Source organism: Croceitalea sp. W27 (genome assembly GCF_055693185.1).
Window position 1 is genome coordinate 3,378,113 of record NZ_CM146327.1, and the last position, 20,289, is coordinate 3,398,401.

The window sequence follows — 20,289 nt, forward strand, 5'->3', positions numbered from 1 at the left end:
TTGAGTTAATTACTTTATCATATCGTAACTACGATTAATGAAATTAGTAAGTTCTTCACCTTTTAAAAGTCCCTTAGATAAGCGAGCTAAATCAAGAGATTGATTAATTAGTCGCTCCCTCTTCTTGGCTGTTTTGGTATTTAAAATTTCACCTACCAATTCATTGTTGGTATTAACGATTAAGTTGAACATATCTGGCATATTGCCCATACCGAACATTCCTCCGCCCCCTGTTTGCTGCATATCTTTCATTCTACGCATAAATTCTGGCTCAGTGATGATAAATGGTTGTGCCGAGCTGTCCATCGCTTCTAATTGCACCGTAAAACCTTTAGATGGGTCAATTACTTTTTCAATCTCACCTTTTAACTTTTCTTTTTCTTCATCAGAAAGTTTAGAAATAGTGGTGTCTTCTTTTTTGATAAGATTATCGATATGGTCGGCATCAACACGGGCAAAAGAAATCTTTTCTTTCGAAGTCTCTAATTTTTGCATTAGATGAGGTACAATAGGCGAGTCTAATAATAATACTTCATAACCTTTTGCTTTTGCAGCTTCGATGTAGCTGTGTTGTGCTTCCTTGTCAGATGCGTAAAGAATAACCAGTTTGTCATCTTTATCGGTCTGGGTATCCTTTATTTTAGCCTCTAGCTCTTCAAAAGTGAAGTACTTACCATCAATGGTTGGATACAAGGCAAATTTGTCGGCCTTTTCAAAGAATTTATCTTCAGAAAGCATACCATATTCAATGACTACTTTAATGTCGTTCCATTTTTGCTCAAAGTCTTCACGGCTATTCTTGAAAAGTGAGCTTAACTTATCGGCCACCTTTTTAGTAATGTAAGATGAAATCTTTTTAACGGCACCGTCAGCCTGCAAATAAGAGCGTGATACATTTAAGGGAATATCAGGAGAATCTATTACACCACGTAGCATGGTTAAAAACTCTGGTACTATGCCCTCGACATTATCGGTAACGAATACCTGGTTCTGATATAATTGTATCTTATCTTTTTGAATATTGAGGTCATTGGTCAACTTAGGGAAGTATAAAATACCTGTTAAGTTAAATGGGTAGTCTACATTCAAATGAATATTGAACAATGGCTCCTCGAACTGCATGGGGTACAGTTCCCTGTAGAAACCTTTATAATCTTCATCTTTTAAATCTGACGGTTTTTTTGTCCATGCAGGATTTGGATTATTTATAATATCATCAACCTCTTTGGTAGGAGCAGGGTCTTCTTCTTTTGCACCTTCTGGCTTGGGCAGTGTTTCTGTTTTTGTTCCGAACTTGATCGGAATAGGCATAAATTTGTTGTACTTGGTCAAAAGTTCACGTATTCTAGAATCTTCCAAAAATTCAGTTGAATCCTCGGCAACATGAAGCACGATCTCAGTACCTCTATCTTCCTTTTTAGCCTTTTTTAATTCAAATTCTGGTGATCCATCACAAGACCAATGCACTGCTGGTTCGTCTTTAAAACTTTTGGTGATAATCTCAACTTTTTCAGCAACCATAAAAGCTGAATAGAAACCTAGGCCAAAATGCCCGATAATACCAGCGTCTTTACCGGCATCTTTATACTTATCTAAAAACTCTTCTGCACCTGAAAAAGCTACCTCGTTGATATATTTCTTGACTTCGTCTTCGGTCATACCGATGCCTTGGTCGATAATATGGATTTTTTTGGCATCCTTATCCACTTTGATTTCAATTAGCGGATTGCCATATTCTACTTTCGCTTCTCCAATGGAAGTAAGATGCTTGAGTTTTAAAGTAGCGTCTGTCGCGTTTGAAATCAACTCACGTAAAAATATTTCGTGGTCGCTGTAGAGAAACTTTTTAATTAGCGGAAAAATATTTTCTACCGAAACATTAATTTTACCTGTCGCCATAATTACTTTGATTTTATTGTATTTCATCCGCAAACGCGGATTTTCTTTATTTATAATTCACAAACTACTTTTCAAAAAAAGTACCATAGCCGAAAAAAGTGACAAACTGACACCAGGATAAGGTCAATAATTTTTAAGCTCAAAAGTTTAACAAATATTTTGTTTAATTAATTTTAAAATTAGTTGAACATTATATATCTTTACACAGTTGTGAGGATAAATTTTGCTATGAAAAAGTTTATTACAACAAGTTTGTTTATTTATTGGTTAGGTTGTTGAAAACGTGTTCTTGCTAAGGGAACACGTTTTCTCTTTTTGTTAGATTATTAACAGAATCTATGTTTATAATATTGTAAATTCGTTTTAACAAAAAATTGAATATGGCTACAAAGGCAAGCACGACAAAAATAACAGAAGATAAAATCATCGCATTTTATATGGATTACGTTTTGGAACACGAAATGCATCCGAAATCGGTCTATAAATTTTGTAAAGAAAATAAAATCAAAGAAGATGAATTTTACGGCTTTTTTGGTTCTTTCGAAGCTTTGCAAAAAGGGATATGGAATAAGTTTCATTCTAATACAATTCATCTTCTGAATAAAAATAAGGAGTACGGTAGCTTTAGCAACAAAGACAAAATGCTCACTTATTTTTACACCTTTTTTGAACTTTTAACCCTAAATCGCAGTTATGTACTTTTTTCTTTGGACGGAAAAAGACAGTTATTGGATAAGATGGGAGAACTTAAAGAGCTAAGGTCACATCTTAAAGGTTTTGCAACGGAGCTTATTGAAGAAGGTAATGCAGATAAGACCCTAAAGATAACAAAGCAGAGTCCGAGAATATTTTCAGAGGGTGCTTGGGTGCAATTTTTGTTTTTGCTGAAATTTTGGATAGATGACTCTTCAGCTGGTTTTGAAAAAACTGATTTAGCAATAGAAAAGTCGGTTACCACAATATTTGACCTTTTTGATAATACCCCCTTAGAAAGTATTATCGATTTCGGTAAGTTTTTATACAAAGAGAACTTCGCTTAGTACTATAAATATGAAGACACTAGATAAGATACCTACGGGAAAGATTGAGCGTGCTGGGAAATTGGTAAAAACTGGTGTGAAAATAGGTGGTAACTATGCCAAATACTATAGTAAAAAACTAGTCAATCCTAATTTAAGTAAAGATGAACTTAATGAGGATAATGCAGGTGATATTTATGACGGGCTAAAAAGTTTAAAAGGCAGTGCACTTAAAGTAGCCCAGATGCTAAGCATGGAGAAAAACCTACTACCTAGTGCCTACGTAGAGAAATTTTCACTCTCCCAATTTTCTGTACCACCACTTTCTGCACCATTGGTCCGTAAAACCTTCAAAAAATATCTTGGCAAATATCCAGAGGAGATTTTTGACACCTTTGAGCGTGATTCGGTTAACGCTGCGAGTATCGGTCAAGTACACAAAGCCACTAAAGATGGCAGAAAACTAGCTGTTAAAATTCAATATCCTGGTGTTGCGGAAAGTATAAGCAGTGATTTAGCTATAGTTAAACCTATTGCCATTCGTATGTTCAACTTGCAGGGAAAAGACTCCGATAAATATTTTAAGGAAGTTGAGAATAAATTGGTGGAAGAGACCAATTACATTTTAGAGTTAAAACAAAGTAAGGAGATAACTGAAGCTTGTTCGGTTATACCCAATATGGAGTTCCCTAAATATTATGAAGAACTTTCTAGCGAACGAATCATTACGATGGACTGGATGAAAGGAGTTCATCTAAGTGAGTTTGCTAAAGCCGGGTTCGCACAAAAAATCGGAAATAAGCTAGGGCAAGCCCTTTGGGACTTTTACATGTTTCAAATTCACGGTTTGCGAAAAGTGCATGCCGACCCCCACCCAGGTAATTTTCTAGTCAGTAAAGAAAATACTTTAATCGCTATCGATTTTGGCTGTATTAAAGAGATTCCAGATGAGTTTTATATTCCCTATTTTGAGTTGGCCAAGAAAGAAAACATCAATAACGATGAAATCTTTATGGAAAAGCTCTATGAACTTGAAATATTGACGCCAACAGATTCTCAAAAAGAACTAGATTTTTTCACGGCCTTGTTTAAAGAGATGCTAAGTCTATTTACCTCGCCTTTTCATGAAGAAGAGTTCGACTTTGGTTCTGATGTCTTTTGGGCTAAAATAGCAGACCTTAGCGAACGCTATTCCAAAGACGAGCAAATACGAAAAATGAACGGTAATCGTGGCTCAAAACATTTTTTATATATGAACCGTACTTTCTTCGGTCTCTACAATCTTTTGCACGATTTAAAGGCCAAGGTCACGGTAAATAATTTTAGACAGTATCTGGACTAAATGTAATATCCAAGGTTTAAAATAAATCCGAATGTTTTAGTACCATCAATTTATTTTTTACTTTACCGATTCAATTACTCATCTCTAATGGGTTTCAAACACGTTTTTTATGTATAATTCTAAAATTATAGGCCTTGGCCATTACGTTCCTGAGAATGTTGTAACCAATGATGATCTTTCTAAGTTAATGGATACCAATGATGAATGGATTCAAGAACGTACAGGTATTAAAGAAAGAAGACATGTAGTAAAAGGTGAAGATACTACGACTACAATGGGGGTCAAAGCAGCCAAAGTAGCTATAGAACGAGCAGGAATAGATAAAGATGACATTGATTTTATTGTTTTTGCAACCTTGAGTCCAGACTATTATTTCCCTGGCCCGGGCGTTTTGGTGCAACGAGATTTAGGTATCAAAACTGTAGGTGCCCTGGATGTTAGAAACCAATGTTCTGGGTTCGTATATGGAATATCGGTTGCCGACCAATATGTAAAAAGTGGTATGTACAAAAATGTTTTGGTCATTGGTTCTGAGGTACATTCTACAGGGTTGGATATGACAACAAGGGGTAGGGGAGTGTCCGTTATTTTTGGGGATGGTGCAGGCGCTGCCGTTGTGAGTAGAGAAGAAGATACCACAAAAGGTATTCTTTCAACCCATTTGCATTCCGAAGGGCAACACGCAGAAGAACTTTCGCTTATTGCGCCAGGCATGGGCAAACGATGGGTAACCGATATTATAGATGACAATGATCCTAATGATGAATCCTATTTTCCTTACATGAACGGGCAGTTTGTCTTTAAGAACGCTGTAGTTCGTTTTAGCGAAGTGATAATGGAAGGCCTGCAGATAAACGGATTAAATCCTTCTGACATTAATATGTTGGTTCCGCACCAGGCAAACCTTAGAATTTCTCAGTTTGTACAAAAGAAGTTTGGGCTTTCGAACGATCAAGTGTATAATAACATTATGCACTATGGCAATACAACTGCGGCCTCAATACCTATAGCTTTGACCGAAGCTTGGGAAAAAGGTAAAATTAATGACGGTGATTTAGTAGTACTGGCAGCCTTTGGTAGTGGATTTACTTGGGGCAGTGCCATTATTAGATGGTAAAAATAAACCCTAGTTTTTACACTAGGGTTTCTTATTGATTTCTTGATGTAGAACTAACCAACCAATTTCTATCTCAAACAAACCAATACTTTAATTCCTTTTTAAAAAGACGCCAATATCTAAATGATGTTACATTAAAACCTGGCTTTAACAATTTTTAAGAGTGCGGTTGATGCTGTTCTTAGGTAAGCATTTAAAAAAGAACCCTGACTCCAATAAAGAAGTCAGGGTTTTGTCATTGATAAGCTATACTAAACACTAACCATTAACTATAAAAAATACAGTCTTACCAATGATTAAAATTTTAAGTCTATTACCAATAGACGATATTTTTCGTAAATCGTTACGACTTTTAACCTAGTTTAACAGATAAATAACAAATGAAAACAACTTTAGTCTTTGGTGCTTCTTTAAAAACCAATCGTTACAGTAACATAGCTATTCACCGTTTACAGGAGAATAATATTGATACAAAGGCATTTGGGTTAAGGGCCGGATATGTAGGTTCGGTGCAAATTAAAACCAATTTGTCGGATATTAAAAACATAGATACCATCACCCTATACATGAACCCTTCTCGACAAAGCGAGTATTACTATCAAATTACGGAATTGGCACCGAGAAGAGTGATTTTTAACCCTGGTACCGAGAACCCAGAATTTTATAAATTGTTAGGAGAAAAAGGAATACAAGTTGAGGTTGCCTGCACCCTGGTTTTATTAGCTACCGGCCAATATTAAAAAAGGAATCTTACTCGCTTGGTAAGGCTTCAAATTCTTCCCTTTTGTTTTGAAACCATGCCTGCATGGCTTCTGGTGATTTCATGAGTGTTTTCATCTCGTTCATAGCATCTAAGTGTGCTGCATCATTTTTTTGAAACATTTCCATGCCATGTTTTTTGCTTAATTCGGCTATTTCTTCAAAAGTATCAGCCCTAAATTCAATATTACAGGCTCCACCTAATTGTTTACAGGTCATTGTTTTCATAGTTTCTTATGTTTTAAAGAGGTGCCTTTTGCTTTCTATCCCGTATGAGCCATAGGCCAATAAAAGTAAGTAGACCATTTAAAGGCAGTAATTCATAGCCTACGGCATAACCGCCTAGAAATTTCGCATCTATATTTCCAATAATTGCTATTATCACAACCGATAGAATTGCGACAATCCATACGTACTTGTCCTTTATTTTGTGTTTTGTAAAAATGCCAAAGGCAAAGAGGCCTAAAAGTGGGCCGTAGGTATATCCTGCTACAATTAAGAGGCTGTCAATAACATTCCGACTTAAGATATACTTAAAAGAGATAATAACCAAGATTAAAGCAAGGCTCATCGCAATATGTGTCTTTTTGCGAATCTTTTTTTGCTCAATTTCAGATTTTTGTTCAATGTTTAAAAAATCTACACAAAAAGAAGTGGTCAAAGAGGTTAATGCGCTATCTGCGCTGCTATAGGCCGCAGCGATTAGACCGAGCATAAATGTAATGGAAAGCGTAAGACCTAATCCGCTATTCAGAGCAACTTCCGGAAAGAGCAAATCTGTTTTTGGTGCGCCATCCATTAATGGAATTGCTATTCCATTTTGTTTGCTGTAAATAAATAGTAAAGCTCCTAAAAGCATAAAAAGAAAGGTGACGCCTACCAAAACAAAACTAAAAGAAACCATGTTCTTTTGGGCATCCTTAAGATTTTTACAGGTTAGGTTTTTTTGCATCATATCTTGGTCAAGCCCCGTCATACAGATAGTAATGAACATTCCACCAAGAAACGATTTTATAAAATGGTTTTTAGCCAAAAGACTATCGGTAAAGAAAAACTTATTATAATTTTTTAATTCATCAGATTCTAAGAACTCGCCAAAACTCCAGTCCAGCTCTCTATTGATTAATATGATAGAGAGAATTACCGCTGCAATCATAAAAGTGGTTTGTAGTGTGTCCGTCCAGACTATAGTTTTTATACCTCCGCGATTGGTGTATATCCATATTAAGGCTATAGAAATTACAACTGTTATTTCAAAAGGTACGCCTAAGTCATCAAATACAAATTGCTGTAATACTATTGCTACTAGATATAGCCTGAAAGCGGCTCCTAAAACGCGAGAAACAAAAAAGAAAAAAGCTCCTGTTTTGTGACTTACATGGCCGAAGCGCTCTAAAAGATACTCATAGATTGAGGTTAAGTTTAGTCTATAATAAACAGGTAATAAGACAAAGGCCACAACAAAATAGCCTACCAAATAACCCAAGACCACCTGCATATAACTAAACTCCGAAGCCTCTACCCAACCTGGCACAGAAATAAAAGTTACCCCAGAAAGTGAGGCCCCAACCATTCCGAACGCGACTAAATACCATGGAGACTTTTGACCCGCCTTAAAAAAATCGGTGTTGGAGTCATTTTTGCCTGTAACGTAAGAGATAAGTAGAAGTACTAAAAAGTACCCTCCAATAAGCAGTAATATCTGAATTGCAGACATAAAATCTATTTGTTTGGCAAAATACAAAAAGCTAGCTAGCTAAGCTACCTTGGTGCGGCAAAACGAAGCTTTAAACAGAATTGAATTTTAATTTAAGTAAAGCCCCAGAGTATTATATATTTTGGCGACGCCAATAAATGTAAAATTGTAATTTTACAGCAATGGAATACTCTTCTAAACTTTTGGAAAATGCCGTGTATGAAATGTCGCAATTACCCGGTATTGGTAAACGAACGGCGTTACGTTTGGTGTTGCACCTATTAAAACAACCGGAAGAACGGACAGCATTTTTGGCCGGTTCATTAATGAAGCTGAGAGAAGAAATAAATTTTTGTAGTTCTTGTCATAATATTTCTGATACGGCACTATGCGAAATATGCGCTAACCCAAAACGTGATGAAAGTCTTGTTTGTGTTGTAGAAGATATTAGAGATGTAATGGCTATTGAAAACACCTCGCAATATCAAGGGCTGTACCATGTTCTTGGTGGAAAGATTTCTCCAATGGAAGGTGTAGGGCCGCAAGATTTGAATATTGTTTCATTAGTGACCAAAGTAAAAATGGGAAAGGTTAAAGAGCTCATCTTTGCGCTAAGCTCAACTATGGAAGGCGATACCACTAATTTTTATATTTATAAGCAATTAGAGGGTACGGACATAACTACTTCTACGATTGCCAGAGGTATTTCTGTGGGAGATGAATTGGAATATGCCGATGAGGTTACTTTAGGAAGGAGTATTTTAAACCGTGTTCCATTTGAAAGCTCTATTAAAGCCAATTGACCATCAATCAAAATAGATTGATGAAAGAAGTGTTATTTAATACATAAAAATTAATGATAAGGTCATTATTTTGTTATTTTTGCAAAATATAAGCGTCAATTGATACGTTAATTAAGAATATGTCAAAATTTGAATTGAAATTACCGCAAATGGGAGAGAGTGTTGCAGAAGCAACGCTAACTACTTGGCTCAAAGAAGTTGGTGACACCATCGAAATGGATGAAGCTATTTTTGAGATTGCAACCGATAAGGTGGATTCTGAAGTACCTAGTGAAGTAGAGGGAACTTTAGTTGAAAAAAGGTTCGAGGTTGATGATGTAATTAAGGTAGGTGAAGTGGTTGCTGTCATTGAAGTTGAAGGAGATGCACCAAATGCCGAAGTTGAAAGCCCTGCTGAGAAGGAGGTAGAGATTGATGCTGAAGAGCCAGTAGCACAAATTCAACAACAAGTTTTTGCAGCAAGAGAAACTGTTGCGACAGCTGTTCAAGATTTCTCAAGTTCAGAACGTTTTTATTCTCCTCTTGTAAAGAATATTGCCAAAGAAGAAGATATATCTGTGGCGGAATTGGATACAATTCCTGGTACTGGAAAGGAAGGACGCGTAACCAAAAACGATATTCTAGCATTTATTGAAAATAGAGGTTCCAATGGCAGTGCTCCTGCTGTAGAACAGAAAGAAGAAGCTCCAAGGGTAGCTGAAGTAAAGGAAACTCCAAAAGCTGCACCGGTGGCTAGTCCTCCAAAAACAAGTACGGTACAAGTTTCAGGTGGAGATGAAATTATACCATTATCTCGAATGGGCAAATTAATTGCCCATCACATGGTAGAAAGTGTATCTACTTCTGCACATGTTCAAAGCTTTATTGAGGTAGATGTCACCAATGTGGTTAATTGGAGAAATAAAGTCAAAAAAGCCTTTGAGGAACGCGAAGGTGAAAAATTGACCTTTACACCAATTTTTATGGAAGCCGTTGCTGTGGCCATAAAGAAGTTTCCGTTAATCAATGTTTCATTAGATGGCGATAATGTCATCAAGAAAAAGAACATCAATCTAGGTATGGCAGCAGCTTTGCCCGATGGTAATCTAATTGTTCCTGTAATCAAAAACGCAGATCAATTGAATTTGGTGGGCATGGCCAAAACAATAAACGATTTGGCGAATCGCGCTAGAAATAATGCCCTTAAACCTGATGAAATTAAAGATGGTACGTATACGGTAACAAACGTAGGTACTTTTGGTAGTGTTTTTGGCACTCCAATAATCAATCAACCTCAAGTAGGTATATTGGCTTTAGGTGCTATTCGTAAGATGCCATCTGTAATTGAAACCCCTGAAGGTGATTTTATTGGTGTACGCAGTAAAATGTTCTTGTCGCACAGTTATGACCATCGAGTGGTAAATGGTGCCTTGGGTGGCATGTTTATTAAAACAGTGGCCGATTACCTTGAGTCATGGGATGTGAATCGCGAGATTTAGAAATGTTGCTCCATACTGATTCGAACTAAATTTTATTGCATCTACTAGGTGACTTTTATTGAAGACCTATCTTTGTGGAAAATGATATTCCAAAATGCAATTAAACTTAACGAAACCTATCTGCTTTTTCGATTTAGAAACTACAGGGGTCAATGTAGCTAAAGATAGAATAGTAGAAATTTCCATTCTTAAGGTTTTTCCTAACGGAAATAAGGAAAGCAAGACATGGTTGGTCAATCCCGAAATGGAAATTCCTCCTGCGGTTGTTGCAGTTCATGGTATCTCGAACGAAAAGGTGGTCAACGAACCAACTTTTAAAGAATTATCCAAAGAAATCTATACCATGATTAAGGATAGTGACCTAGCGGGTTTCAATTCTGATCGTTTTGATATTCCTTTATTGGCTGAAGAAATGCTTAGGGCAGAAGTAGATTTTGATATGAAGCACATGGTTTCAGTCGATGTGCAGACTATATTTCATAAAATGGAGAAGCGTACTTTAGGTGCAGCCTATAAGTTTTATTGCAATAAAGATTTAGAAGATGCCCATAGTGCAGAAGCAGATACCATGGCCACTTATGAAGTGCTGCTATCGCAACTAGACCGCTACCCAGATCTGGAGAACAATGTTAAGAAACTTTCTGAATTCACTACGCGCAAACAATCATTAGATTTTGCTGGTTTTATAGGGGTTGATGAAAATGATAATCCGACTTTTGCCTTTGGTAAGCACAAGGGCAAAACAGTAGATGAGGTATTGGAGAAAGAGCCGGGTTATTTTGGTTGGATGCTGAATGCCGATTTTCCGCTTTATACTAAAAAAGTGCTAACGCAATTGAAGTTGAGCAAGCTAAATAATAAGTTGTCTTAATGCGATTGACATTTTTATTCTTGTTTTTTTCGGTATTCTGCTTCTCACAGAATATTGATTTTGATGGTAGGGTTGTAGATGCTAAGACCAATGAACCTATACCATATGTAAACATTAGTTTTTTAAACACCTTAACAGGAACATCTACTACAGAGGAAGGAAAATACGCTTTGGAAATCCCCAAAGAATATTTAGAGAAAAAGATACATGTTTCTTCATTAGGTTATAAAGACACCATTTTATTAGCACAACGGCTATATGACAAAAAACTTCTTAAAATGGAAGAGGCTACTTTTGAGTTGGAAGAAGTTGTGGTTGCCAAAAACTTAGGAGAAGCACAGGTGCTCAACCCTATTTCGAGTTATAGCATTACTAGTGGATTCGATTCTTCTTCCACACCTTGGGTTTTGGCACTGTACTTTCCTAATATCGGGGCAAGTAAAAAATATCTGGAGACGGTTACGGTATTTTTTAGGGAGAAAAATGAATTTACAAGAGAACGTGCTAAATTTAGGTTGCGTGTTTATGGTGTGAATCCAGATACGAAAAAACCGGAAAAAGATTTGGTGCAAAAGAGCATCATTCTTGAATCACTAAAATCTTATGATTATACTTCTATTGATGTATCATCCTTAAAAATAAAAGTTCCTAAAGAAGGTATCTATATTGGTTTAGAATGGCTTTTTATACCCTATAATTGGTATAATAAAGATGAAAAAGACCAACTAACCAACAAGCAACGATTAGAGGATCGTTTTGCACCTACTTTTGGAGGCATGTACACCAAGAATCAAAACTTTAAGGTCATGATATATGGTATGGGTGAATGGCAAGATTTTATGGTGAAATCAAAGAACAATACAGAAAACTTTATTCCAGCAATCAGTGTTAAGGTTGCTAAGGGATAGTCTTATCTAATATTACAGCTCAAATGAAACTAATTTGTATTGGCAGAAATTACGCCGCGCATATTGATGAATTAAAAAATGAAAGACCAACGGAACCGGTTGTTTTCATAAAACCCGATTCGGCCGTTTTACCAAAGGAGCAAGATTTTTATATTCCTGAATTTTCTAATGAAATACATTACGAAGTTGAGGTGCTTGTAAAGATTAAAAAAGTGGGGAAACACATAGATGAAAAATTTGCCCATAAGTATTACGATGAAATCGGTTTGGGAATCGATTTTACTGCAAGAGACCTTCAATCGAAGTTAAAAGAGAAAGGTTTGCCCTGGGAAAAAGCGAAGGGATTTGATGGCGCCGCAGTAGTTGGTAAGTGGATTGACAAAAAAAAGTACGAAAATTTGGACAAATTAAGGTTTTCCTTGTTAAAAAATAAGGAAATAGTGCAAAAAGGGGATACTAGCTTGATGTTGTGGAAGATAGATGCCCTAATAGCGCATGTATCTACCTATTTTATGCTCAAAAAGGGTGATATTATCTTTACAGGCACTCCAGCAGGTGTTGGTAAAGTTGTAGCAAATGACTACCTTGAAGGAAGAATTGAAGGAGAGGAATTTTTTGCAATCAATGTTCGCTAATGATATATAGTCTAGATAAAATAAATGAGATGGCCGAAGGCGATCAAGATTTTGTGATTTCTGTGGTAACCGTTTTTTTGGAGGAGGTACCTGAAGATCTTCAAAATTTAGAAAAAGCCATTGAAGAAAGAAATTTTGAACAGGTCTACAAGATGGCGCATAAAATAAAGCCAAATGTAGATCTTTTAGGCATGGAACAGACACGTGCAACTGCTCTAGAGATAGAAACATTAGGTAAAAGTGAAGACAATTTGGCAACCATAGAAGAAAAATTCCCTTTGTTGAAGAAAGATGTGGAACAAGTCGTTGCCGAACTTCACAAAGACTTCCAGGTATAATACGATAATTCACTTACCAAACTCCCTTTTTAGTTACTTTTGCAGCTGAATATCTTGAACCATTTTCAAGCTTAATTTCAGTGCATGCAAGCAGAGATAATTACGATTGGTGATGAAATTCTTATCGGACAAATAGTTGATTCAAATTCAGCATTTATCGCCAAAGAACTCAATAAAATAGGAGTTTCTGTATATCAAATTACATCCATACAAGATAATAGACAACATATTTTGCAGGCTTTTGCCGAAGCCAATAGCCGCTCACAAGTTGTCATAGTAACAGGTGGTTTAGGGCCTACAAAAGATGATATTACGAAGCACACCCTATGCGAGTATTTCGAAGACAACCTCGTACAAAACAAGGAGGTCTTAGAACATATAGAAATGTTGTTCGCCAAATACATTTCCACCCCAATTTCTGATTTAAACAGGCAACAGGCATTGGTGCCCACCAAGGCAGATGTACTAAAAAATGAATTTGGTACCGCCCCCGGACTTTGGATGGAAAAGGATGGGACTTCTTTTGTTTCCTTACCAGGTGTTCCCTTTGAGATGAAAAATATTATCAAATCTGCAGTTTTACCACGAATTATTTCGCAATACGAACGTCCTCATATTGTACACAAAACAATTATGACTTACGGTCTTGGAGAAAGTGCGATTGCAGAAAAGATTGAGGACTGGGAAAATAACCTTCCCGAAGCGATAAAACTTGCCTATCTGCCAAGTCTAGGTAGGGTAAGACTACGTTTATCCGGTAAAAGCAAAAATAAAAAAGCGCTACAAGAGCTCGTCCAATCCGAAGCAAAAAAACTCTATCCATTAATTGGTGACATTATTTACGGAGAGGAAGAAGATGAAAGTATAGAAGCCAGCATTGCCAATATGTTAACGGAAAAGGGAATGACATTGGCTACAGCAGAAAGTTTTACCGGAGGTAAAATTGCAGAGCAAATAACGGCACTTCCGGGAGCATCAAAATATTATAAGGGTACGGTAGTAAGTTACGCTACTGAAACCAAAATCAACCTTCTCGGAGTAGATGCAAACCTTGTGGATGAATATTCTGTAGTTAGTGAAGAAGTTGCGGTCGCTATGGCCCGCAATGCCAAACAACTGCTAGGTACAGATTTCGCGATAGCCACTACCGGAAATGCAGGCCCGACCAGAGGAGACTCTGAAGAACCGGTCGGTACGGTATTTATTGCAATTAGTTCTCCGGAGCGCAGTTTTGCCCAAAAATTTACCATGGGAAATCATCGGGAAAGAATCGTTCAAAAGTCCGTAAATAAAGCTTTTGAATTATTACAGAAAGAAATTCTAAATTTCTGAACTTTAATTTTGTGTGTCTAAGAGAAATAACTAAATTTGCAGCCTCAATAAAATCACTCAAAAGTTAGGCAGATGTCCAAAATTTGTGAAGTTACAGGTAAAAAGGTGATGTTTGGTAATAATGTTTCCTTCTCCATCAATAAAACGAAGAGAAGGTTTGACGTTAATATCTCTAAGAAGAAATTCTATATCCCTGAAGAAGATAAGTGGGTAACGCTTAATGTTTCCTCAAAAGGAATCAAAATAATTAACAAAAAAGGTATTCATGCTGCTTTAAAAGATGCAAGAGCCAAAGGTTTTGTTAAGTAAAAAGTATTAGAAAATGGCAAAGAAAGGCAACAGAGTTCAAGTTATATTAGAATGTACAGAGCACAAAGAGTCAGGCATGGCAGGTACTTCTAGATACATAACTACAAAGAATAAAAAGAACACGCCAGATAGATTGGAGATTAAAAAATTCAATCCTATTCTTAAGCGTATGACCGTTCATAAAGAAATTAAGTAAAGTTTCTGTTTTTACAGAAACGTAAAGTACAATACCCATGGCAAAGAAGACAGTAGCAACACTACAGGGAAGTTCAAAAAGATTGACAAAAGCTATCAAAATGGTAAAGTCTCCAAAGACTGGGGCCTATACTTTTGTAGAATCTGTAATGTCACCAGAATTGGTAAACGATTGGTTGTCTAAACAATAGGCAAGCAATATTAAAATACATAGGAGCCACTCTACGGAGTGGCTTTTTTAGTTTATAAAACTCACGGTACTTTCCTATCTTTGAATTTCAACCAAACACATCATGAGTCTGTTTAAAAATATATTCTCCAAAGACAAAAAAGAAACGCTGGATAAAGGTCTGGAAAAGACCAAGACCAGCTTTTTTGGTAAGCTGAGCAAGGCAGTTGCCGGAAAGTCAAAGGTAGATGATGAAGTGCTTGATAACCTTGAAGAAGTTTTGGTAACCTCTGATGTTGGTGTAAACACCACCCTTAAGATTATTGAGCGCATTGAAGAACGTGTCTCTAGAGATAAATATATGGGTACTGAAGAATTGAACAAGATTCTTCGTGAGGAAATCGCAGGATTACTTTCTGAAACCCATGTTGGTGAGGATACTGATTTTACTTTACCCAAAACGCATAAGCCACACGTAATCATGGTGGTCGGTGTAAATGGAGTAGGTAAAACAACTACTATCGGCAAGTTGGCCAATCAATTTAAAAACAAAGGTCTAAAAGTCGTATTAGGTGCCGGTGATACCTTTAGGGCAGCCGCAATCGACCAATTAGAAGTCTGGGCAAATCGAGTCGATGTGCCCATAATAAAACAGAAAATGGGCAGCGACCCTGCCTCTGTAGCATTTGACACACTAAATTCTGCGGTTGCAGATGACGCCGATGTTGTACTTATTGATACCGCTGGCCGACTTCACAATAAAGTAAACCTAATGAATGAACTCTCTAAGGTAAAACGGGTCATGCAAAAGGTAGTACCAGATGCTCCACATGAGGTTTTATTGGTTTTAGATGGTTCTACTGGTCAAAATGCTTTTGAGCAGGCCAAGCAGTTTACAAAGGCTACGGAGGTCTCTTCATTGGCCGTTACCAAATTAGATGGTACTGCCAAAGGTGGCGTTGTTATAGGTATCTCGGACCAGTTTCAAATTCCGGTAAAGTATATTGGTGTAGGTGAAGGTATTGAAGACTTGCAAGTGTTCAATAAATATGAGTTCGTAGATTCTTTTTTTAAGCTGTAAAATGCAGAACATATGGTTAAAGTTGTGATACCTAGTGGGCTACAATAGTCTTCAAGAACTATTTTGCAGGTATAACTTTTTAATCGGTATTTATGAATCTGCAAAGAATACTTTTCAGTTTAGGCCTAGTACTTACCTTTTTTTCTTGCAAAGAGAAGCCCAAAGAAGAAACCTCAAGACCAAATTTAGTACTTATCATCGCAGATGATATGAATTGGAATGACAGTGGGGCCTATGGAAACCCTGTCATTAGAACTCCAAATATTGATAAGCTGGCAAAAGAAGGCATGCTTTTTTCCAATGCCTTTTTAACTACAAGCTCATGTAGCCCAAGTAGAACAAGTATTATTTCAGGAAAGTATCCGCATAATACAGATGCAGAACAGTTACATTGGCCTTTACCTGAGGAGCATCGCACCTTCGTCGAAGAATTGAAAAAAGCTGGGTACTGGACCGGTCTGGCCGGTAAGTATCACCTTGGGGATGCTGTTAAAAGTCATTTTGATTCTATTCTAGAAGTCGGAACCGCCGGTTTTCAATTGGGAGCCGATGGTAAGCAACAAAAGCTAAATGGCGACGGAAGCGGTTGCGAATCATGGGTTTCATTAGTAAAAGCAAGAAAAGAAGAAACTCCTTTTTTCTTGTGGTTGGCCGCAGTAGACCCGCATAGACCCTATTATGAGGGGATAATTGATGAACCCCACAGTCCTGAAAAGGTTATAGTGCCACCTTATTTTCCAGATACTCCAAAAGTCAGAAAAGACTTGGCCTTGTATTATGATGAAATTTCTAGGATGGATAAATATGTTGGTGATGTGGTTGCTGAACTTGATAGGCAAGGGGTATCACAGAATACCATGATTTTATTCATTTCAGATAATGGAAGACCTTTTCCACGAGACAAAACTACCTTATATGAAGGCGGTATAAAAACCCCGTGGATTGTAAAATGGCCAAAGAATGTAGTCGCTGGCACTAGAAATGAAAATTTGATAAGCGCAATTGATATCGCCCCAACCTTTTTGAAAATGGCGGGACTAGAAGCTTTAGATGAATTTGAAGGTTCGGATTTTTCACCTATGCTAAACAATCTAGATACTGTCGTGCATAAAGAAATTTATGCCGAAGACCATTGGCATGATTATGAAGATTATACAAGGGCCATTCGAACCGATAGTCTAAAATACATCCGTAATTTTTATCCAGATTTACCAAATACGCCTTCTGCGGACGCTTTTAGAGGACTTACGTATCAAAGTATGCTAGAACAAAAAGATGCTAACCTCTTAAACGAGGCTCAAATGCGATGTTTTATTGTACCACGCCCTGAAGAGGAACTGTATGATGTCACCAAAGATCCTAATGAACTCAATAATTTAGCAATGCTTCCAGAATATAAGTCCGCTATAAATGATTTGAGAAAACGAATGGCCTACATTAGAAAGAAAAGTAAAGATGTATTGCCAAAAACAAGAACTCCCGATGATTTTGATAGGGAAACCGGTTTACCGACCGATGCCAGAATACGGCCTAGACCTTCTAAGGCAGAGATGTTTAATGCCACTAATAGCAAGTAAGAAAGCTTTAGTAAGGTAACATTCAATAGCCTAAAACTTTTAAGTTTTAGGCTATTACTGTATTATTGACATAACCAAAGCATCTGCGACAGGTTGATTCTCATTTTAAAATTACGATAAGATGTCAATACTATTTAAAATAACTACTCTATTACTAAGCTTTTTCTTAAGTTTTTCTTACGGACAGATAGCGCACCCAAAGGCCAGCCCCGCAACAAGCATAATGCAAGAAGTTGGTTTAGCTAAGATTTCGATTCAATACTCACGACCAGCGGCTAGAGGAAGAGCTATTTTCGGAGGTATAGTGCCCTATGGTCGTATTTGGCGAGTAGGTGCCAATGAGAGTACCAAAATCATGGTAGATACCGATATGGAGATTTTAGGAAAACTATTACCGATGGGAATCTACGCGCTTTATGCCTTCCCAGAAAAAGAGGAATGGCAAATTGCCTTTCATACCAATATTTCTCATTGGGGTGATGGCCGAAAAAGGTATAATCCTGCTGAAGACTTATTTCGGATAACCGTAAAACCCGAATCCATTCCCTATCACCAAGAAAACTTTTTGATGGCTTTTGATTCCATCACGCATAATACAGTAAACCTCAATTTGATTTGGGCGAGTACAAAAGTGACCATTCCTTTTAAAGTCGATACCGATACCCAGATGGAATTGGAAATAGCAAAACAACTGAAAGAAAATCCGACTGCACAAACCTATTATGAGGCTGCCCGTTATCTTCAAGAACAGGAAAAAGATTTTGAAAGAGCCTTGGCATATCTTGATAAAGCACTTGAGCTTGGTGGTGACACCTATTATTTTCATAGGGTGAAATCTCTGGTAGAGGCTGAACTAGGAAATTTTAAAGGGGCAATAGCTTCGGCTAAAAAGTCCTTAAAAATAGCCTCAGAACTGGGGAAAGATGAGTTTGTGAGAATGAATGAAAAGAACATTAAAAAGTGGCAAACACTTTCACAAAATAACTAGCCGGTCATTTTTAAGCCTAAGGGAGAAATCTTATATTTAGAATTCTCAAAAGACCTTTAAAAAATGACAAAATCAATCGCTTCAATAGGTAATACTTTAGTAGTTTTTCTATTAATTCTTTGCTTGGGTACAGCTTGTAAAAATGAAAAAAAACCACAAGAAAAGAATACAGATGTAGTATTATGGTCGCCCTATAACGACTCTACAGAAGTTGCTGCCAATGCCGAACATGAGAATGGTAGAATGCGTTACAAGCTCATTCAATCAAAAGTATTGGATAAAAACGATGTTTTTAGGCCCTTGTATAATGAGGTGTCCCAGTTTTCTGAAGAGCGCTATGAGCAAATAAAACCATTGGTTTTAGAACAAGACATCCCAACAATTCAAGGACATATTGAAGCAGAGAAATTGACCTATGAAGAATTGGTGCTTTTTTATCTAAAACGGATTTATAAGTACGAATTGGATAACAGTACCACCCTAAATACAGTGATTGCGCTCAACCCCAATGTACTTAAAGAAGCACGAAAACTTGATAAGGATAAGAAAGGATTGCACCCTATCTACGGAATGCCCATTCTTTTAAAGGATAATATTGGTACACAAAACATGAAAACAACTGCTGGCGCTATCGCTTTGCAGCATAATACTACCGATAATGCCTTTATTGTAAATCGTTTAAAAGAAAACGGGGCTTTAATTTTAGGTAAGGTAAACCTTAGTGAATGGGCCTACTTTTTATGTAGCGGCTGTCCGGTGGGGTATAGTGCCGTTGGTGGCCAAACACTGAACCCCTATGGTCGTAGAATATTTGAGACCGGGGGCTCCAGTTCTGGTAGTGGTACATCTATTGCCGCCAATTATGCCGTGGCTGCGGTAGGCACGGAAACATCTGGATCTATTTTATCACCTTCTAGTCAAAATTCGGTGGTAGGTCTAAAACCCACAATTGGGCTGTTGAGTAGAACCGGTATCGTACCTATTTCAAGTACTTTAGATACACCAGGGCCAATGACAAAAAATGTTTCCGATAATGCTATTTTACTATCTGCAATGATGGGGCACGACTATGATGATAAGGCTTCGACTAGAGAAAATTTTTCGGGAATCTTTACTTCAGGTGAAAGACCGATACCATTAAATGAAGTGCGACTAGGTGTTTTTAAAAATCTTATGGAGGGCGACTCTATTTACAAGGCGACTATTGAAAAACTTAAGAATGCAGGAGCGGAAATCGTAGAGTTCACACCCCCAGAAGTTCAGATGAACGGATTTTTATCCATTTTGAATATTGATATGAAAAACGATTTACCTGATTATATCGATAGTCAAGTTCAAGATAAAGATGCGGTTAAAATTACTTCTATAGCAGATGCGGTGGCATTTAACAAGCAAGATTCTTTGGTTCGTATTCCCTATGGGCAGGCCTTGTTCGAAGGTATATTGGCAGATTCAACAACTGCTGAAGGCTTAGCGGAGATAAAAAACACCTTAGAACAGAATGGCCGCTTGTATTTTAATGATGCTATGAAAAAACACGATTTGGACGCTATTTTGTCCATCAACAATTACCATGCAGGGTACGCTGCGGTGGCGAAATACCCGGCACTAACAATACCTATGGGGTATAAAGCTACTGGGGAGCCTATTAGCTTAACTTTTATAGGCAAGCAATTCTCAGAGGGTAGTTTATTGCGAATGGGCAAGTCTTTTGAAGATTTGACTAAAGTGCGTAGGCAGCCAGAAGGGTATAAAAAGTAGTTGACATAAAAA

At 37.2% G+C, this 20,289-nt stretch carries 21 protein-coding genes; 18 read left to right on the forward strand and 3 right to left on the reverse strand.

Annotated elements, in window-relative coordinates:
• Nucleotides 1–9 precede the first annotated feature (9 nt).
• Nucleotides 10–1,899 carry a molecular chaperone HtpG gene (gene htpG, locus ACZ1GR_RS15255; protein ID WP_472609744.1) on the reverse strand — a complete coding sequence of 630 codons (1,890 nt, stop codon included), beginning with the start codon at nucleotides 1,897–1,899 and terminating at the stop codon, nucleotides 10–12.
• 380 nt (nucleotides 1,900–2,279) lie between these two features.
• Between htpG and ACZ1GR_RS15260 the strand changes: the two genes are divergently transcribed.
• The 4 genes from ACZ1GR_RS15260 to ACZ1GR_RS15275 all read left to right on the forward strand — a co-directional run bounded on the left by ACZ1GR_RS15260 (nucleotide 2,280) and on the right by ACZ1GR_RS15275 (nucleotide 6,117).
• Nucleotides 2,280–2,939, forward strand: a complete 660-nt coding sequence (locus tag ACZ1GR_RS15260; protein WP_472609745.1) for a TetR family transcriptional regulator C-terminal domain-containing protein — start codon at nucleotides 2,280–2,282, stop codon at nucleotides 2,937–2,939.
• Nucleotides 2,940–2,949: 10 nt separating this feature from the next.
• Nucleotides 2,950–4,260: an ABC1 kinase family protein gene (locus ACZ1GR_RS15265; RefSeq protein WP_472609746.1), complete on the forward strand. Its 1,311-nt coding sequence runs from the start codon at nucleotides 2,950–2,952 to the stop codon at nucleotides 4,258–4,260.
• Between the two features lie 109 nt (nucleotides 4,261–4,369).
• Nucleotides 4,370–5,377, forward strand: a complete 1,008-nt coding sequence (locus ACZ1GR_RS15270; RefSeq protein WP_472609747.1) for a beta-ketoacyl-ACP synthase III — start codon at nucleotides 4,370–4,372, stop codon at nucleotides 5,375–5,377.
• A gap of 380 nt (nucleotides 5,378–5,757) precedes the next feature.
• Nucleotides 5,758–6,117, forward strand: coding sequence for a CoA-binding protein (locus tag ACZ1GR_RS15275; RefSeq protein WP_472609748.1), 360 nt, complete (start codon nucleotides 5,758–5,760; stop codon nucleotides 6,115–6,117).
• Nucleotides 6,118–6,127: 10 nt separating this feature from the next.
• On the opposite strand, the gene ACZ1GR_RS15280 is transcribed toward ACZ1GR_RS15275, so the two are convergent.
• Entirely contained in the window at nucleotides 6,128–6,364 is a 237-nt protein-coding gene (locus tag ACZ1GR_RS15280; protein WP_377764728.1) for a DUF1059 domain-containing protein, read from the reverse strand.
• 13 nt (nucleotides 6,365–6,377) lie between these two features.
• Nucleotides 6,378–7,853: a sodium:solute symporter gene (locus ACZ1GR_RS15285; RefSeq protein ID WP_472609749.1), complete on the reverse strand. Its 1,476-nt coding sequence runs from the start codon at nucleotides 7,851–7,853 to the stop codon at nucleotides 6,378–6,380.
• A 161-nt stretch (nucleotides 7,854–8,014) separates the two neighbouring features.
• Between ACZ1GR_RS15285 and recR the strand changes: the two genes are divergently transcribed.
• The 14 genes from recR (at nucleotide 8,015) to ACZ1GR_RS15355 (ending at nucleotide 20,277) form a co-directional block, all read left to right on the forward strand.
• Complete coding sequence (recR, locus tag ACZ1GR_RS15290) at nucleotides 8,015–8,635, forward strand: recombination mediator RecR (RefSeq protein WP_377764730.1); 621 nt, start codon at nucleotides 8,015–8,017, stop codon at nucleotides 8,633–8,635.
• Between the two features lie 119 nt (nucleotides 8,636–8,754).
• On the forward strand, nucleotides 8,755–10,113 hold the full coding sequence (locus ACZ1GR_RS15295; protein WP_472609750.1) for a dihydrolipoamide acetyltransferase family protein: 1,359 nt from the start codon (nucleotides 8,755–8,757) through the stop codon (nucleotides 10,111–10,113).
• A 94-nt stretch (nucleotides 10,114–10,207) separates the two neighbouring features.
• Nucleotides 10,208–10,984, forward strand: a complete 777-nt coding sequence (locus ACZ1GR_RS15300; protein ID WP_472609751.1) for a 3'-5' exonuclease — start codon at nucleotides 10,208–10,210, stop codon at nucleotides 10,982–10,984.
• Nucleotides 10,984–11,892, forward strand: coding sequence for a carboxypeptidase-like regulatory domain-containing protein (locus tag ACZ1GR_RS15305; RefSeq protein WP_472609752.1), 909 nt, complete (start codon nucleotides 10,984–10,986; stop codon nucleotides 11,890–11,892). Before ACZ1GR_RS15300 ends, ACZ1GR_RS15305 begins: the two co-directional genes overlap by 1 nt.
• A 23-nt stretch (nucleotides 11,893–11,915) precedes the next feature.
• On the forward strand, nucleotides 11,916–12,527 hold the full coding sequence (locus tag ACZ1GR_RS15310; protein ID WP_472609753.1) for a fumarylacetoacetate hydrolase family protein: 612 nt from the start codon (nucleotides 11,916–11,918) through the stop codon (nucleotides 12,525–12,527).
• Nucleotides 12,527–12,865 (forward strand): Hpt domain-containing protein, encoded by a 339-nt coding sequence (locus ACZ1GR_RS15315; protein WP_472609754.1) that lies wholly within the window; start codon nucleotides 12,527–12,529, stop codon nucleotides 12,863–12,865. Before ACZ1GR_RS15310 ends, ACZ1GR_RS15315 begins: the two co-directional genes overlap by 1 nt.
• Nucleotides 12,866–12,949: 84 nt before the next feature.
• A complete protein-coding gene (locus ACZ1GR_RS15320; RefSeq protein WP_472609755.1) occupies nucleotides 12,950–14,197 on the forward strand; it encodes a competence/damage-inducible protein A in 1,248 nt (415 codons plus the stop codon).
• 72 nt (nucleotides 14,198–14,269) lie between these two features.
• Nucleotides 14,270–14,506: a 50S ribosomal protein L28 gene (gene rpmB, locus ACZ1GR_RS15325; RefSeq protein ID WP_377764737.1), complete on the forward strand. Its 237-nt coding sequence runs from the start codon at nucleotides 14,270–14,272 to the stop codon at nucleotides 14,504–14,506.
• Nucleotides 14,507–14,519: 13 nt separating this feature from the next.
• A complete protein-coding gene (rpmG, locus tag ACZ1GR_RS15330) occupies nucleotides 14,520–14,702 on the forward strand; it encodes a 50S ribosomal protein L33 (protein ID WP_377764738.1) in 183 nt (60 codons plus the stop codon).
• Nucleotides 14,703–14,739: 37 nt separating this feature from the next.
• On the forward strand, nucleotides 14,740–14,892 hold the full coding sequence (locus ACZ1GR_RS15335; protein WP_350291264.1) for a DUF4295 domain-containing protein: 153 nt from the start codon (nucleotides 14,740–14,742) through the stop codon (nucleotides 14,890–14,892).
• Between the two features lie 102 nt (nucleotides 14,893–14,994).
• A complete protein-coding gene (ftsY, locus tag ACZ1GR_RS15340; protein ID WP_472609756.1) occupies nucleotides 14,995–15,951 on the forward strand; it encodes a signal recognition particle-docking protein FtsY in 957 nt (318 codons plus the stop codon).
• 92 nt (nucleotides 15,952–16,043) lie between these two features.
• Nucleotides 16,044–17,528, forward strand: coding sequence for a sulfatase family protein (locus tag ACZ1GR_RS15345; RefSeq protein WP_472609757.1), 1,485 nt, complete (start codon nucleotides 16,044–16,046; stop codon nucleotides 17,526–17,528).
• Between the two features lie 121 nt (nucleotides 17,529–17,649).
• Nucleotides 17,650–18,516 (forward strand): DUF2911 domain-containing protein, encoded by an 867-nt coding sequence (locus ACZ1GR_RS15350; protein WP_472609758.1) that lies wholly within the window; start codon nucleotides 17,650–17,652, stop codon nucleotides 18,514–18,516.
• Between the two features lie 63 nt (nucleotides 18,517–18,579).
• Entirely contained in the window at nucleotides 18,580–20,277 is a 1,698-nt protein-coding gene (locus ACZ1GR_RS15355) for an amidase family protein (RefSeq protein WP_472609759.1), read from the forward strand.
• Nucleotides 20,278–20,289 lie beyond the last annotated feature (12 nt).